The organism is Streptomyces sp. NPDC001617 (genome assembly GCF_053596855.1).
Genome location: NZ_JBSFHA010000053.1, coordinates 18,292 through 33,483, shown reverse-complemented (window position 1 = coordinate 33,483; position 15,192 = coordinate 18,292). Strand labels below are relative to the sequence as shown.

The window sequence follows — 15,192 nt, the reverse complement described above, 5'->3', positions numbered from 1 at the left end:
ACCTCAGCCCGTGAACCTAGGGTAGGAAGCGCTTACTGTTTTGCGCGCCGGTCGAAACTTTTCATGGCCCTCGGGCGGGCCGGAGGGGTGGTTTCCTATGGTCCGTACGGAGAGTGCCGGCGTGGCCGCCGGTCCGACGCTGGCCGTGGTGGCCCGGGAGGCAGGGGTTTCCGTGCCGACCGCCTCCAAGGTGGTCAACGGCCGTGAGGACGTGGCGCCGGAGACGCGTCGTCGGGTGACGGAGGCGCTGGACCGGCTCGGCTACGTCCGCAGACCCCGTTTCGACGCGGCGAAGGTGCCCGGGCTGGTCGACCTGGTCGTGCACTCGCTCGCCAGTTCCTGGTCGGGGGCGGTGCTGCACGGGGTGGAGGCGGCCGCGCACGACGTGGGTCTCGAGGTGGTCGTCTCCGCAGGGCTGACCCGGACGCGGAGCGGGCGCCCGGAGCGCGGCTGGCTGGACAAGCTGATCGCGCGCGGCTCGTCCGGGGTGCTGTTCAACCTGGCCGAGCTGACCCCGTCCCAGTACGCCTGGCTGGACCAGCACCGCATCCCGTACGTCCTGATCGACCCGGTCCTCGAACCGCCGCCGGGTGTCGTGTCGGTCGGCGCGGCGAACTGGCAGGGCGGCGTGACGGCGACCGAGCATCTGCTCTCGCTCGGCCACGAGCGCATCGCCGTGATCGCCGGTCACCAGCGCAAGATGTGCAGCAGCGCGAGGGTCGCCGGCTATCGCTCGGCGCTGGCCTCGGCGGGCATCCGGCATCGTCCCGAGTACGTCCGGCACGCCGGTTTCGACGAGACGATCGCCCACCGCCGCATGCTGGACCTCCTGGACCTGCGCGAGCCGCCGACCGCGGTGTTCGTCTGCTCGGACCGGATGGCGCTGGGTGTGTACGAGGCGCTGGCCGAACGGGGGTTGAAGGTGCCCGACGACATCAGCGTCGTGGGATTCGACGACCTCCCGGAGTCCCGCTGGACCACCCCGGCCCTCACCACCGTCCGCCAGCCGCTCTCCGAGATGGCGGCGACGGCCCTGCATCTGCTGGTCCGCATGATGGAGGGGGACCGCCCGGAGGGCACGCGCACCGAGTTGTCGACACGGTTGGTGGAGCGGGCGAGCACGGCCCGCCCGCGCTCCTAGCGACTAGCCTTTCCGCACAGTCCAGTTGATACCGCCCAGCAGATGGGAACGGAACTCCGGGTCGTCGTAGGCCTCGTCGGCATGTCCGAGGGCCGTGTAGAAGACCCGCCCACGCACCTGTTCCCGACACCACGCCAGCGGATGGTCGTCGCCCATGCCGCCGCCCTCGTACGACGCCTCGTCGGCGCGCAGCAGGATCCGTGCCGAACCGCGTGGGTTGGACCGGAAGTCGTACCACTCGTCGGTGAACTCCCAGACGGGCGGCAGGTGTTGGGTGGCGGGGTGGTGCCGGTCCTCGACGACGGCCTTCCCGGGCTGGTACTCCGGGTGCCGGTCGAACCGGGCGCCCAACAGCTCGCCGTAGGACGGCCATTCGTACTCCGTGCAGGCGGCCGCGTGCACCCCGACGAAGCCGCCGCCCGACTCCACATGGGCGGCCAGCCGCTTCCGGCCGGCCGGGGTGAGCACCTCGCCGCTGGTGGAGAGGAAGACGACGGCCGCGTACGCGTCCAACGGCGCTTCGAGAGCGGCCGGGTCCTCGGTGTGGTCCACCTCGAAGTCGGCGAGGGTGCGTACGGCGTCGACGGCGGCCGGGATGGAGTCATGGCGGTAGGCGGTGGTGCGCGTGTAGACAAGGAGTCGGGTGGCCATGGCACAGGAGCCTAGCCCGGCCGGACGAAGGGGCGACGGACACAGGCGATGTCACTGATCAACCAGCGCCGACACCGACCGGTGTGGCCTTTCGTGCTGGCGGGGTCTGTGCTGCTGGCCGTTCTCGGAGCGGTCGCCGGGTTCGCGTACATGGTCCATCGGCTGTCCGACCCGGCGACGCCCTCTCCGGTCGGTATGCGCATCGACGGGTCCCGTGTTTCGGTCAAGTTCCCGACCTGCCCGACCGACAGGGTGGAGACGGTCGAGGTGTACGACAGCGATTCCGAGAAGTTGCTCTGGCGGGCGCACGGCCTGAAGACGTCTCAGAGGGAGCGCGGCACGGTCACGCTGTGGACAGCGGACGACTTCGTCAAGGCCGCTCCGGCGACCAGGCCCGGGATCCTGCCGAAGAGCCTCGACGTCTCCGTTGTGACGGCGATCGGTAGTTGGCCCCTCCGATCGATAATTGGCCCCGAGGTGGTCTGTGATCGCGATCTTTTGGTCATCTGAGGAGATCGCCACGTGTCGCAGATCAGCGGCTGCTCCCCTTGATGCGTGGGTGCGGGAGCCGAGGTGCGGTCGGAGCGGTGCGCACTCGAGGACTTGATCGAGCCGTACGCACTCACCGATTCCGTACGCATTCACCTGTCGCTGGGCGAGGGTTGGACCACTTCGTGGACGACCGCTTGGCGGTTTGACAGCGACGAGGTCTTCTGGCCGGTCCGCGATCTGGATTCGGTTCCGGTGCTCTCGGGTTGCGTCCAGGGAAGTGGTGTACGGGTTCGACCTGATCCGGGGGTCTGCTCCGGCATCGGGATGGTGCCCGCATAGATGAACGGCCACCGGCTGATCTTCGAAGTGTCGAAGCCTCGAAGGAGATCAGCACGATGACCGCACCCGACAGTCTGCCCCTGCACGCCCTCGCCGAAGACAACCTCGCCGCGGCGAGTCCTGACCTGCTGCGCGCGATGATCAAAACGTTCGCCGACGCGCTCATGTCCGCGGAGGCCGACGCCCTCTGCAACGCCGAATACGGCCAGGTCAGCGACGAACGCGTCAACCACCGCAACGGCTATCGCCCGCGCGAGTGGGACACCCGCGCCGGCACCGTCGAACTCGCCATCCCCAAGCTCCGCAGCGGGAGTTACTTCCCGCACTGGCTGCTGGAACGCAGGCGGCGGGCCGAGCAGGCCCTCATCAGCGTGGTCGCCACCGCCTACCTGCTCGGCGTCTCCACCCGCAGAGTCGAAAAGCTCGCCGAGTCCCTGGGCGTCACCCAGCTGTCGAAGTCCCAGGTCAGCGCGATGGCCAAGCACCTGGACGAGCAGGTCACAGCCTTCCGCAACCGCCCCCTGGACGCCGGCCCCTACGCCTTCGTCTGGGTCGACGCGCTCACCCAGAAGGTCCGCGAGGGCGGCCGCATCATCAACGTCCACGCGCTGATCGCGGTCGGCGTCAACACCGACGGCCACCGCGAGATCCTGGGCCTGGACGTGGCCACCGCCGAGGACGGCGCCGACTGGCTGGCCTTCCTGCGCTCACTGATCGCCAGCGGCCTGTCCGGCGTCCAACTCGTCATCTCCGACGCACACATGGGCCTCGTCAACGCGATCGGCGCCACCCTGCCCGGCGCGAGCCGGCAGCGATTCCGCACCCACTACGCCCGCGCACTGCTGAGCCAGGTGCCCAAGTCGGCCCAGCCGTGGGTGGCCACCCTGCTGCGGACCATCTTCGAACAGCCCGACACCGACGCGGTCCAGGCCCAGATGCGGCACGTCCTCGGCGCCCTGGACGCCAGGTTTCCCAAAGCAGCGGCCCACTTGGATGCCGCCCAGGGGGACGTCCTGGCGTTCACCGCATTCCCGCGCGAGATCTGGCGGCAGATCTGGTCGAACAACCCGCAAGAACGGCTTAACAAGGAGATCCGCCGCCGCACCGACGTGGTCGGCATCTTCCCCGACCGCACCGCCCTGATCCGCCTCGTCGGCGCTGTGCCGGCCGAGCAGAACGACGAGTGGACCGAAGCCCGCCGATACATGGGACTCGACCTCCTGGCCAAGGCCCGCCTCCACCCGATCGAGTCACAAACCCACGAGACCATCGTCCCGACCGAACTCACCGCCTAGCCTCAAAGAAGAGATCACCGAGTGGCCGTCGATACACCACTCCTGCGGACGTGACCCGCTCCTTCTCCGGTGCGGATGTCCGGCGCCGCAGGTGCTGAATGCCTGGAGAAGGTTCGCTTCCTGTGGTGTTCGATCGGACTGACGGGTGCGGTCTCGTGTCCTCGTGCGTCGGCTCAGTGATCCAGCGGGTCGGCGGTGGATCGCCAGGGGCGGCACAGGGCGAGGAAGCAGCCCGCCGCGGCCATTGCGAGGCTGAGGACCGACCAGGCCATGGGCAGGGCGGTGGACTCTCCGTCGAGACCGGCCAGGGCGGGCGCGAGGGCCCCCATCAGGAACTGGGTGGTACCCAGCAGCGCGGAGGCGCTGCCCGCCGCGTGTGGCGCACGCTGCAGGCACAAGGCCGTGGTGGTGGGCAGGATCAAGCCGACCGGGCAGGCGGTGAGGAAGAGCGCGGCAGCGATCCAGGGCAGACCCGCGTGCGTGGCGGTGACCAGGAGGGCCAGGGCGATGCCCGCAACGCCCAGCAGCGCCAGGCCGGATGCCAGGACGCGGTGCGAGGAGAAGCGGCCCAGCAGCAGCTTGCCGTTGAGCTGGCCGGTCGCGACCAGGCCGATCGAGTTGAGCGCGAAGAGCAGGCTGTAGGTCTGCGGGGAGGCGCCGTAGATCTGTTGCAGGGTGAAGGAGGAGCCGGCGATGTAGGCGAACATGGCCGCGAAGCCGAGGCTGCCGGTGAGCAGGTAGCCGGTGAAGCGGGCATCGCGGACCAGGTCGCCCATGGTGCGCAGGGTGCTGGCCAGCCCGCCGGAACGGCGGTGCGCCGGGGGCAGGGTCTCGGTCAGCCGGGCGGCGGTGGCGGCCAGCATCGCCAGGCCCAGCAGCGTGAGGGCGGCGAAGACACCGCGCCAGGAGGTCAGGCGCAGCAGTTGGGCGCCGAGTACGGGGGCGAGGACCGGGGCGGTGCCGGAGACCAGCATCAGCGAGGACAGCAGGCGGGCGGCGGCGAGTCCGTCGTGCAGGTCGCGGACGACGGCCCGGGCGATGACTATCCCTGCGGCGCCGGCCAGACCCTGGACCAGACGCATGCCGATGAGCACCGCCGGATCCGGAGCGAGGGCGCACACGGCTCCTGCCGCGATGTACACGGTCAGTCCGGTCAGGAGGGGACGTCTGCGGCCGAGGGTGTCGCTGAGCGGGCCGACGACCAGCTGGCCGACGGCTGTGCCGATCATGAAGGCGGTCAGGGTGAGCTGGGTGACGGCCTGCGAGGCGTGCAGGTCTGCGCTGACCTTGGGCAGGGCGGGCAGGTAGAGGTCGATGGTGAGCGGGCCGAGCGCGGTCAGTGAGCCCAGGATCAGCACGAGCGGCAGACGACGGGAGCGGCGTTCTGGGGCCGGCGGGCTGGACGTTTCTGTGGCGGCGGCGCCGACCTGGGGTGGTTCGGACATGTCTGTTCCAGGGCTTCCGGGGCGGACAGGCCGGGTGCCTCGCACGCCTGGGTGATGGGTGATGGGTGATGGGTGATCGCGGGGGCGCCGGAAGAGGGATCCGTTCGTGCGGGTTCCTGTTGCACGGCTTCCGGCCGCAGCAGTGCCGCCGGGGGGTGCCCGTGCCGGTACCGCCCGGTCGGCACGGCACCGGCACGGATGAGGTGCGCTGTCCTGGCCGTGTCAGTGGTCGAGGTGTGCGACGAGCAGGTTGGGGTCCTCGTTCGTGAGGTAGGCGGCGCTGGGGACGTACACCGTGTTGCCGTAGACCGCGACGGACGTGGGGGTCTGCAGACCGTCGGCCGCGCTGAGCACGGTGGTGTGGGTGCCGTCGGGGCGGACGAGGTCGACTTCGTTGTTGTCGCGGGCGGCGAGGAGGGTGTCGCCGTGGCCGGTGAAGGCGAAGTCGTCGATGGACGGCATGCCGGTGGCGCGGACCTGCAGGGGTCCGGCCGTGCCGCGTGCGGTGACGGGGATGCGCAGGACGGTGCCCTTGTCGAGGTTGGTGGCCCAGACGGCGCCGTGGTGCAGCTTCAGTCCGTTGGCGCCGGCGAACGTGGTGGGCTTCAGGGCCTCGTCGTCGGCCCAGACGGTGGCCGTCCCGCCGTGCGCGGGGAGGCGGTAGATGACGCCGTGGACGGAGTCGGTGACGTAGAGACGGCCGGTGCGCCGGTCCAGGGCGAGGCCGTTGGGCAGGCCGTCGGCGGGCAGGGCGGCGATGCGGTGCGGACTGCCGCCGGGACGTACGGCCCACACGCCGGTGAGGTCGGCCGTACCGGTGGCGTAGGTGACGTAGAGCGTGCCGTCGTCGGCGCGGGCGATGCCGCCGACGAACGCCTTGCCCAGGTTGGGGGTGCTCGCCTTGGCGGGGGCCGGAAGCGTGGCCAGGACCTGGATGCGGCCGGACGGGGTCACACGGGCGATCTGCCGGGCGAAGGAGAAGGTCAGGTAGGCCGATCCGTCGCCGCCCAGGGTGATGTTCTCGGGCTGCTGGGCGGCGGCCAGGCTGAAGTGGGCGGCGATACGGGGTGCGGAGAGTGGCTCGGTGGCCGCGGTGGCGGTGGGCGTGCAGACCAGCAGGGCCGAGGTGACCGCGAGGGAGGTGAGCAGGGTGCGGGGGTGCATGGGGCGGTTCTCCTGAAGGCAATGGGTGACGGTCCGCTGCCGGCCCGTGGGGGAAGCGGGCCGGCAGCCGGGTGCAGGGGGCGTGCTCCTGCGGCTCACGGGGCGATGATCTTGATAGTGCTGGCCCAGCCGTGGCCGCCTTCGCGGATCTGGAGGGCCATGTGCAGCAGTTGGGTGCGGACGATGAGCCGGCCCGCGCGGTCGGTTTTCATACCGGCCACCGACGTACGTCCGTCCTCGCCGCCAGGCAGGAACACCTTCGTCGCGCTCTGGCGCACGTCGCCGCGGTAGAGGGTGCCGTCGGTGGTGCTGCCGACGTAGAAGTAGGGCGTGCCGTGCTGGCGGGCGATGCCCTCGGGGTAGGTCTTGTCGCCGGGGATCGTGTAGCTGGTGGGCAGGGGCGCCGGGTGGTGCACGGCGGTGGTGCGGGCCATGTCGCCGCCGGTGGCGGCGAGAGCCTGGGCGGCGCCGCCCAGGACGAGGAGCGAGGCCACCGCGACGGCCGCGGTCCGGGTGCGGCGAAGACGGACTGACATGAAAGGTCCTTCTGAGCGTGCGGAAGTCGGCAGGTGAGGGGCTGCTGCTCAGTGGCCGGCGCCGAACAGGGACCGGTTGGCGATGTCGATGATGAACGGGCCGACGTAGGAGGGGTAGCGGTCCACGATGGCCTTCTTGTACGCCTCGCCGTCGTCGCCGAGCAGTTCGCGGGCGTCGGCGAGGTAGCGGCGCACATCCGCGTAGACCTCCGGTCCGGTGGGCAGACCGTGGCCCGCCAGGATCGTGTCGTAACCGGACTCGGCGGCCAGCGCGTCGACCGCCTGCTGCCAGCCGGTGATGTCGTTGTTGCCGAGGTAGAGGTGAACGTCGTTGTAGACGAGGTCCTGGGGCACCAACACGCCTTGCTCGGGCAGCTTGACGAGCAGTTCGTCGGCGGCCTCGCCGCCGGAGACGGCCTCGAAGACGAACCGGACGCCGTCGATGACCTCGGTACCGGGGGTGAGGTCCACGGTCGGCGTGAAGTCGGTGACCGCGATGACCTGGCCGGTGGGCAACTGGCTGTCGCCGCGGGCGATGATCTGCTCGCGCACCTGGGGAAGGGCGTGCACGGGGACGCCGAAGCGGGCGGCGCCGTTGTAGTGGTCGGGGTGGGCGTGGGTGACGATCAGCCGGGTCAGCGGCTTGCCGAGACCCTTGGCGTAGGCGACGGCCTCGTCGGCGTACGCAGGGAGCAGCTGGGCGTCGATCGCGATGATCCGCGCCGGGGTCTCGATCAGCTGGGTCGTGGTGTGGAAGGTGTCCGCCGGCGACATGTAGCTGTGGATGCGGACCGCGCCCCTGTCGAGGACCGTGACCGTGCCGTTCATGGGATGCTCCTTGAGGCGAGGGCGGACTGGCGCCGCCTTGACGCCCTCCACTCTCGCCGGAAAAGCGCAGGCAGACGAGATACGCTGGAGACCCGGCGTGGTAAATCGAGGACATTCAGGAGACCGTGATGATCCCCGTGGATCCTGCCAGGGCTGATCGTGGCCCGGGCGGTGCCATCCCCAGGCTCGACTTCAATCCGCCCGAGGAACGGGTCCCCGGCTTCGAGATCATCGACCTGGCCACCCTGCACCAGCGGCGCCGACGCCGGGGCAGCCGGCAGGACGCGGTCCACCGGGTGGACTTCCACACCCTCACCCTCGTCACCGAAGGCAGCGGCGAACACGCCGTCGACTTCGTGACCCATCCGCTGGGCCCGGGCACGCTGCTGTGGGTCCGCCCCGGACAGGTGCAACGGTTCGTACGGCCGGGCACCGCCAACGGCACGCACCTGCTGTTCACGCCCGCCTTCCCACCGCACACCAGCAGCGCCGACCGGCTGGTCAACGAGTGGTACGGGCCCGCGTGCTGGCAACTGGGTGCCCGTCCGCAGTACGCGGTGCTGTCCGCGCTGCTGGGCCAGTTGCGGGCCGAGTACGGCCAGCCGGAACAGACCGTGTCAGCGGAGATCCTCCAACTTCTGCTGGCAACCGTGTTGTTGCAGATCGACCGCCTTCCCCACCCCCACGGCGGCGGTGACCCGAGTGGCGGCGGAGAGGTCTACGCCCGCTTCCGCTCCGAGCTGGAACGCTCCTACACCACCACCCGCCGCGCCGCCGACTACGCCCACCGCCTCGGCTACACCGTCAAGACCCTCACCCGCGCCTGCACGGCCGCCACCGGACAGCCCGTCAAACACGTCATCGACGGCCGTGTCGCCCTGGAGGCCCAGCGGCTGCTCGCCCACACCGACGAACCGGTGGCCACCATCGCCCGCCGCCTCGGCTTCCCCGAACCCACCAACTTCGGCAAGTTCTTCGCCCGCCACACCGGTATGACGCCCGGCGCCTTCCGTCAGCTCCATCAAGGCCAGCAATGAGCGGCACATCATGCGCTGCTCACCGCGCCCAGCGGTTCGGTCACGGTCACGAGCGGCTCGGCGTCCTGACGCAGCGCCAACAGGAGGGCCGCGGCCAGGACTGCGGCCAGAACCCCGAGCCCCGCGAGGGCTGACTGGAGTCCGCCCGTGAAAGCCCTTTGGAATGCCGCCGCAGCCACCCGGACGATCTTCGAGTCTCATCGGACGCGAAGTCATGATGCACGGCGTGTCGAGCGAAGAGCGAGCCCGTGAACTCGCGGCCGAACTGCACGCCGCCCTGCACGGAGACCTGGCCCCTCTACAACGCGCCGTTCCTCCCACGTCCTGACCTGAACGCCCAGACCAGGACTCGCTGGGGCCACCTATGAATCCTCACGAGGGCCATCTACAGATCCTCGCAGCCCGCTGACCTCGTCGACGCCCGAGGGCACGAGGCCATCTATCGATCCAAGTCACATCCGTCACCGATGCCGGGACCGACGACGGCACGGGAGGCGTTTTCGATGTCCGCACCGTCAGGGACGCCCATCTCCGTGAGGGCCAGTACTGGACGGAGGGGGGTCTCATGACCTGCGCCCGGATCGACGCTCAACTCGCCTGCGCATAGCGGCGAGCCCGTCCGGCAACCACGACTGTTGAGTCGTTTCGCCCCCGTCGCCCGCCCCCATCCCGCCACAATGCGTACATGGACGATGACTGGCGGCAACAGATCGACGCCCTGCACGAGGAGTTGGTCCAGCGTGACGATCCCGCCGCGTGGGTGCGGGAGCACGACGCGATGGAGGCCTCGTTGCGGTATCCCGACTTCGCCCTGCGCGGGCCGGTGTTCGGGGTGGCCGTGCGAAATCCGCGGGTCGGGGCCGGGTGGCGGGTGCTGAAGCCCGTGGTGGACGGGATGCCGCAGATGGCCCGGGACTCGTTGCAGTCGTATCTGTTCCTCACCGCGAAGGACGACACCGTCGAGCGGGCCGTACGGCGAGAACTGCTGGCGGCCGTACGGATGTTGGAGCGCGAGGCGGTGAATGAGGTGGAGGCCGGCGGGGTGCGGTACCGCGTCGTTCGGGGGGACGAGTTCGCGCGGGCCGGGGAGGGCGGGCTGGAGCCGCCTCGGCCCACCGATCCGGAGCCGGTGGAGCGGTCCTGGGAGCGGAAGGCGCGGGCCACGCCGTCGCGGGACATCCAGTTCGTGCTCGATCCCGAGAGGGTGGACGGTCCGGCCGCGGGTGCACTCAAGCTCGGGCTGCAGGACTTCGCGTACAGCGGCGCCCGCTTCCCGTCCGCCGTACGCGCCGATTCCGAGCGGGCCGTCGCCACTCACCCGGAACTCGTGCTGCTGCCTGCCGGCTTCGGCCTGGTCGAGCGGGGTGCCCACGGCAGTTGGCGTCCCCGGGGAGCGCTCATGCCGACCCCGCACGACGCCCGTCGCGTGTTGTACGACGGCATGGCGGAGATGGGGGCCCTGCGGTACAGGTCCGACGAGGCGACGAGGGCCCGGTACGCGGCGGCGGCCGAGGAGTTCCGGGCGCTGGACCGGGCGGACGAGTTCCGGGTCGACGACCGGCTGTTCAGGATCTGCCGGGTCGAGCGGATGGTGCGGATGGGTGCCGAGGGGCCGGAGACACCGCGGCCGTCCGACGTGGACGGTACGGGCCCATGAAGATGCACCCCACGATGGACGAGGACGGCACGCTCACCTACGAGGACTGAGCCGCTCCCGTGTCAAAGTCCCTCGCTCGGCACGGAGTTGTCCGGCGCGCCGTCCCCGTTGGGCGGCAGGTCGCCGCGCCTGACCGGTTCGGTCGGCGTCGTCGTGGGGGCCGGCGGCAGCAGCGCGGCGAGTTCGGCGGCGGAGGGCCGGTGGACGGCGAGGAGCGCCTTGTGCAGGGTGGCGCGCGGGACGCCGGCGCCGCTGACCAGGATGACGTAACCGTTCTTCGGTTCGGCGTATCCGCGCTGTCGCCCGGCGCTGCGGTACCAGGCGTCCCCGTCGCGCGTGCACTTGGTCGTCTCCCCCGCGGAGGAGTCCCCGACGGGCTGCTTCACGCAGGTGTCGGCGGTCCATGTGCCGCGCTCGATCCGGAGTCCGATCTGCGTGCCGGTCTTCTGCGACCAGTACACGGCGGAGAAACCGTCATCGCCTGACACGCCCACGGACTGCTGGGCGAGGGTGTAACCGGGGCTCTCGGTGACATGGACGAGTTCCGGGGCGATACCCAACGCCCGTGCCCGAGCGGTGAGTTCGCCCGGGTTTGCCGGGGAGGCGCTCGCACCCGAGGAACCCGGGGAACCTGGCAGGCTCGACGAGCCCGAGTCGCTCCCGGCCTTCTCCGCGCCACAGCCGGCGAGCAGCAGCACGGGCAGGAGAAGTAACGGCGACAGGGCGCGAAGTCCACGGATCATGCCCCCATCCTGCCGCACAGGTGTTCCATCGCAGGGCTGTTGCCGCATAGCCTCGACTCCGATGAACGCCATCCCCGCACACCTGGACCACCTCGTCCTCGCGACCCCCGACTTGGCGGCCACGGTCGCCGACTTCACGCGGCGCACGGGCGTGACGCCCGCCGCCGGCGGCGCCCATGTCGGCCGCGGCACTCGCAACTTCCTTGTGTCGCTGGGTGGTTCCAGCTATCTGGAGATCATCGGTCCGGACCCGGAGCAGTCGGACCCGGACGGCCCCCGCCCCTTCGCGGTCGACGAGCTGGCCACCGCCCGGACGGTCACCTGGGCCATCAGCCCGCCCGACCTCGACGCGGCGGTCGCGACGGCCCGCGCCCGGGGCTACGACCCCGGTGACATCCGCCCGATGAGCCGCCGCCGCCCCGACGGCACCCTCCTGGAATGGCGGCTGACCGACGGCGACACCCAGCACCCCTCGGGTCTGGTGCCCTTCCTCATCGACTGGGGTTCATCGGTCCACCCGACCGCCTCCGGCCTCCCCGTCACTCCGCTCCGCCATCTGTCGGCGAGCGCCCCCGCCCCGGACGAGATCCGCACTCTCCTGTCCGCCCTGGACGTCGAACTCCCCCTGACCAGTGGCCCGTTGGCCCTCACCTTCACTCTGGACACCCCACAGGGCCCGGTCACCTTCGACTGAGCGACAGCCGGCCCACCCGCAGCTGTCCGATTCCTTCAAGACCACCGCCCCGCCACCTGCCTACGGTGACCCCATGACTCCACGAATCGATGCCATGGGCCTGGTCGTCTCCGACATGGCGGCCTCCGTCGCCTTCTACCGCAGGCTCGGCCTGGCCTTCCCCGAGGACGCCGGGAACCAGCCGCACACCGAGGCCGAGCTGCCGGGCGGACTGCGCCTGCTGCTCGACACCGAAAAGGAGGTCCGCTCCTTCCACCCCGCATGGCGGCCGCCCACCGGCGGCCATCGCGCCGGCCTGGCCTTCCGTTGCGACAGCCCTGCCGAGGTCGACTCGGCGTACGAGGAACTGGTCGAAGCCGGTTACCACGGCGAACTCAAGCCCTGGGACGCCTTCTGGGGCCAGCGGTACGCGGTCGTGCACGACCCCGACGGCAACGGCGTGGACCTGTTCGCACCGCTACCGAGCGAGTAGCTCGCCGAGCGGCACGCCGGCCAACTCCCGGACGTCCCGGGCGAGATGGGCCTGATCGGCGAACCCGGCCCGCACGGCCGTCTCCGCGAACGGCACCCCGCCCCGAGCCATCCCCAACGCCCGCTGCAGCCGCAGCACACGGGCCAGCGTCTTGGGTCCATACCCGAAGGCGGCCAACGACCGCCGATGCAACTGCCGTGCGCCCAGCCCGAGTTCATCGGCGACCGCCCCAACGGGACGACCAGAGTCGAGGGCCGCGACGAGGGGCCGTAGCAACGGGTCGGGCGGTGCGGTGTCCGCGGCGAGCCGCAACGCCAACTCCTCCAGCCCGCGTTCCGGTTCATCGACGGCGTTCACACGCGAGGCGAACCGACGTACCTCCGAGGCGCACCAGAGATCGGCGAGTTCGATACGCCGGTCGAGCAGCTCATGAGCAGGCACACCGAGCAGCGCGGGCGCGGTGCCGGGATAGAAACGGACGCCGGCCCACACCCCCGGGGCGCCCTCGGCGACGTAGGCACACGTGTCAGGCCCGGCGACGAGCAGCCTCCCCTCATGCCAGAGCAGGTCCATGCATCCGTCGGGCAGGACACGTCCGACGCCGTCGTCGGAGGGCGTGTTTCTCCAGACGACCGCCCCGGGGAGCCGTGACGCCCTTTCCCTGTACACACACTCCAGCGTAGACGCGCCCCTTAAGGGGCGCGGGGGGTATCGATGTGCGGCTCCGCCGCGCGGGCGCGATCAACCCCCACCACCCCGCACCCGAAACTCCTGGGGACTCACCCCATATCCCCTCTTGAACGCACTCGACAAGGCAAAGGCACTCCCCTGTCCCACCCGCCGAGCAATAGCCTCCCCGATGTCTCGTCGCCATCACGCAGCACATCTGCCGCCAAAGCCAACCGCCACCCCGTCGGACAACTCATCGGCGGCTCCCCCACAAGTTCACTGAACCTCCGCGCCAACGCCGCCCGAGAGACCCCCGCCTTCGCCGTCGGCGTGGCGACCGTCCACGGATGCGCCGGGTCCTCCTGCACCAGCCGTAACACCCGCCCCACCACCGGATCCGCCGGCGCCCGCCACCACGCCGGAGGCGCCGCCTCCGGCCGCGGGAACCACGCCCTGAGCGCGGCGATGACCAGGAGAACCGTCCTCCCCGACCCGACGTCCCCGGCCGTCAGGACTCCTCCGGCTTGTGCGGCGGGTGCGTGCTCTTCACGTGGGTGCGCAGGCGGGACGTCACGTCCTCCGGAGGAAGGAAGCGGGACCAGCGCTCCGGGAACTCGGAGGGCATGTCGGGGTCGTCGGGGTCGGCCTCGTGGCCGGCGGCGGCGCGGGCCACCTGCTCGGCCAGCTGGACCTCGCGCAGGCGCTCGTTGGCGGCGCGGGCCGCGGCCGTCGCGGCGGCCGGCCACACCCGGTCGATCGCCGCGTTGACGGCGGCCCCGACGAGCACCGCGAAGGCGCCCACACCGATCCACAGCAGCACGGCGACGGACGCGGCGAGGGAGCCGTAGATCGACGCGCCCTCGACGGTGTGCGTGAGATAGATGCGCAGCAGGAAACTGCACACCACCCACATCGCGAGGGCCACCAGCGCGCCCGGCACGTCCTCGATCCACGGGGAGCGCACGGGCACCGACACGTGGTAGAGCGTGGTCAGGAAAACGATCGACAGGATGATGACGACGGGCCAGTACAGGACCTGCACCAGCGTCTCCGACCAGGGCACGATCCGTACCACCGCGTCCGGCCCGGCGACCATCAGCGGCAGCGCGACCGACCCGATCACCAGCGCCGCGATGAACAGCAGGAACGCCACGATCCGGGTCTTCACGATGCCGCGCACGCCGTCGAGGCCGTACATCACGGTGATGGTGTCGATGAAGACGTTTACCGCACGGGAGCCGGACCACAGGGCGAACAGGAAGCCGATGGAGATGACGTCGGGGCGGCCACCCTTCATCACGTCGTGAAGGATCGGTTGTGCGATCTCGGAGACACCCTTGTCGGACAGGACGGTCCGGGACGCCTCCAGGATGTTGCTCTCCAGGCTGGAGATGGAGTCGGTGCCGGTCCAGGCGTCCACATAGCCGAGCAGTCCGATGAGGCTGAGCAGCAGCGGCGGCACGGACAGCAGCGTGAAGAACGCGGCCTCGGCGGCGAGGCCCAGGATGCGGTACTCCATGCAGGAGTTGACGGTGTCCTTCAGCAGCAGCCAGGCGGTCCTGCGCTTGGAGACGTTCCGGTAGAGGGCACGCGCCCGGTGGAGGCGGCCGGAGGACCGCTGCGAGGAATCACTTGCTGGCTGCACGACCTAACGGTATCCGGCGGGCGCGAGTGGACTCATCCCCCGGCCCCCAGGCAACACGGCCGAAACCTTCGCGGCAATCCGGCGATTTTCCTGTCATGTCCGCGTTGGCCGGAATGTTCTTTCATGTACATGAACTTCCTGATGCCGAAATTCCGAGGGGTTCGGAAATCGCCATTGAATGAAACGCCCTTGAACCGTTCATGAAGCCCCCGAAAAAATCGGATTGCATTCGCTGCATGCTGAAGGCGGCTCAGGCGCATTCCCCCGTGCCCTATCGGCCACTCCACGCACTTCCGCACCATTCTGAACCCACATCTCATCGTCACCGAATTCGGCTCCTTCGCGAAGGCCCTTGAACAGGGGCCGTATTTCCGTCGTATTCCA

The 15,192-nt window shown here is 70.2% G+C and carries 15 protein-coding genes and 2 pseudogenes; 8 read left to right on the top strand and 9 right to left on the bottom strand.

The window, feature by feature from the left end:
- Window positions 1-97: 97 nt before the first annotated feature.
- Window positions 98-1,141, top strand: coding sequence for a LacI family DNA-binding transcriptional regulator (locus ACWC09_RS32870; protein ID WP_450854565.1), 1,044 nt, complete (start codon window positions 98-100; stop codon window positions 1,139-1,141).
- Window positions 1,142-1,144: 3 nt separating this feature from the next.
- Here ACWC09_RS32870 and ACWC09_RS32865 read toward each other — a convergent pair whose 3' ends face one another.
- Window positions 1,145-1,792, bottom strand: a complete 648-nt coding sequence (locus ACWC09_RS32865) for a ThuA domain-containing protein (protein ID WP_450854564.1) — start codon at window positions 1,790-1,792, stop codon at window positions 1,145-1,147.
- Between the two features lie 48 nt (window positions 1,793-1,840).
- Between ACWC09_RS32865 and ACWC09_RS32860 the strand changes: the two genes are divergently transcribed.
- Both ACWC09_RS32860 and ACWC09_RS32855 read left to right on the top strand, forming a co-directional pair.
- Complete coding sequence (locus ACWC09_RS32860; RefSeq protein ID WP_450854563.1) at window positions 1,841-2,302, top strand: hypothetical protein; 462 nt, start codon at window positions 1,841-1,843, stop codon at window positions 2,300-2,302.
- A 377-nt stretch (window positions 2,303-2,679) separates the two neighbouring features.
- Window positions 2,680-3,918 (top strand): IS256 family transposase, encoded by a 1,239-nt coding sequence (locus tag ACWC09_RS32855; RefSeq protein WP_450854562.1) that lies wholly within the window; start codon window positions 2,680-2,682, stop codon window positions 3,916-3,918.
- Between the two features lie 173 nt (window positions 3,919-4,091).
- Here the strand turns inward: ACWC09_RS32855 and ACWC09_RS32850 are convergent, their stop codons facing one another.
- The 4 genes from ACWC09_RS32850 to ACWC09_RS32835 form a co-directional block, all read right to left on the bottom strand.
- Window positions 4,092-5,363, bottom strand: coding sequence for a multidrug effflux MFS transporter (locus ACWC09_RS32850; RefSeq protein WP_450854561.1), 1,272 nt, complete (start codon window positions 5,361-5,363; stop codon window positions 4,092-4,094).
- Between the two features lie 222 nt (window positions 5,364-5,585).
- Entirely contained in the window at window positions 5,586-6,527 is a 942-nt protein-coding gene (locus ACWC09_RS32845) for an SMP-30/gluconolactonase/LRE family protein (RefSeq protein WP_450854560.1), read from the bottom strand.
- Window positions 6,528-6,622: 95 nt separating this feature from the next.
- A complete protein-coding gene (locus ACWC09_RS32840; protein ID WP_450854559.1) occupies window positions 6,623-7,063 on the bottom strand; it encodes a hypothetical protein in 441 nt (146 codons plus the stop codon).
- 48 nt (window positions 7,064-7,111) lie between these two features.
- Entirely contained in the window at window positions 7,112-7,891 is a 780-nt protein-coding gene (locus ACWC09_RS32835; protein WP_450854558.1) for an MBL fold metallo-hydrolase, read from the bottom strand.
- Window positions 7,892-8,019: 128 nt separating this feature from the next.
- Here ACWC09_RS32835 and ACWC09_RS32830 point away from each other — a divergent pair, with 128 nt between their 5' ends.
- From ACWC09_RS32830 to ACWC09_RS32820, 3 genes and pseudogenes are all read left to right on the top strand, one after another.
- On the top strand, window positions 8,020-8,928 hold the full coding sequence (locus ACWC09_RS32830; protein ID WP_450854557.1) for an AraC family transcriptional regulator: 909 nt from the start codon (window positions 8,020-8,022) through the stop codon (window positions 8,926-8,928).
- Window positions 8,925-9,062 carry a hypothetical protein gene (locus ACWC09_RS32825; protein WP_450854556.1) on the top strand — a complete coding sequence of 46 codons (138 nt, stop codon included), beginning with the start codon at window positions 8,925-8,927 and terminating at the stop codon, window positions 9,060-9,062. Before ACWC09_RS32830 ends, ACWC09_RS32825 begins: the two co-directional genes overlap by 4 nt.
- Window positions 9,063-9,613: 551 nt before the next feature.
- Window positions 9,614-10,635: pseudogene (locus ACWC09_RS32820) on the top strand (DUF5954 family protein).
- 12 nt (window positions 10,636-10,647) lie between these two features.
- Here the strand turns inward: ACWC09_RS32820 and ACWC09_RS32815 are convergent.
- Window positions 10,648-11,328, bottom strand: coding sequence for a hypothetical protein (locus tag ACWC09_RS32815; RefSeq protein WP_450854555.1), 681 nt, complete (start codon window positions 11,326-11,328; stop codon window positions 10,648-10,650).
- A 61-nt stretch (window positions 11,329-11,389) separates the two neighbouring features.
- On the opposite strand from ACWC09_RS32815, the gene ACWC09_RS32810 reads away from it, so the two are divergent.
- Together ACWC09_RS32810 and ACWC09_RS32805 are read left to right on the top strand one after the other, a co-directional pair.
- The gene (locus ACWC09_RS32810; protein WP_450854554.1) at window positions 11,390-12,022 is read left to right on the top strand and encodes a VOC family protein; all 633 of its coding nucleotides are present in this window, start codon (window positions 11,390-11,392) and stop codon (window positions 12,020-12,022) included.
- Window positions 12,023-12,095: 73 nt separating this feature from the next.
- A complete protein-coding gene (locus ACWC09_RS32805) occupies window positions 12,096-12,494 on the top strand; it encodes a VOC family protein (RefSeq protein WP_450854553.1) in 399 nt (132 codons plus the stop codon).
- Here ACWC09_RS32805 and ACWC09_RS32800 read toward each other — a convergent pair.
- The 3 genes and pseudogenes from ACWC09_RS32800 to ACWC09_RS32790 form a co-directional block, all read right to left on the bottom strand.
- Window positions 12,480-13,163, bottom strand: coding sequence for a helix-turn-helix domain-containing protein (locus tag ACWC09_RS32800; protein ID WP_450854552.1), 684 nt, complete (start codon window positions 13,161-13,163; stop codon window positions 12,480-12,482). The two genes, ACWC09_RS32805 and ACWC09_RS32800, sit on opposite strands and share 15 nt — an antisense overlap.
- 72 nt (window positions 13,164-13,235) lie before the next feature.
- Window positions 13,236-13,639: pseudogene (locus ACWC09_RS32795) on the bottom strand (helix-turn-helix transcriptional regulator); the annotation flags it as partial.
- Window positions 13,640-13,671: 32 nt separating this feature from the next.
- Window positions 13,672-14,808 carry a YihY/virulence factor BrkB family protein gene (locus ACWC09_RS32790; protein WP_450854551.1) on the bottom strand — a complete coding sequence of 379 codons (1,137 nt, stop codon included), beginning with the start codon at window positions 14,806-14,808 and terminating at the stop codon, window positions 13,672-13,674.
- Window positions 14,809-15,192: the final 384 nt, after the last annotated feature.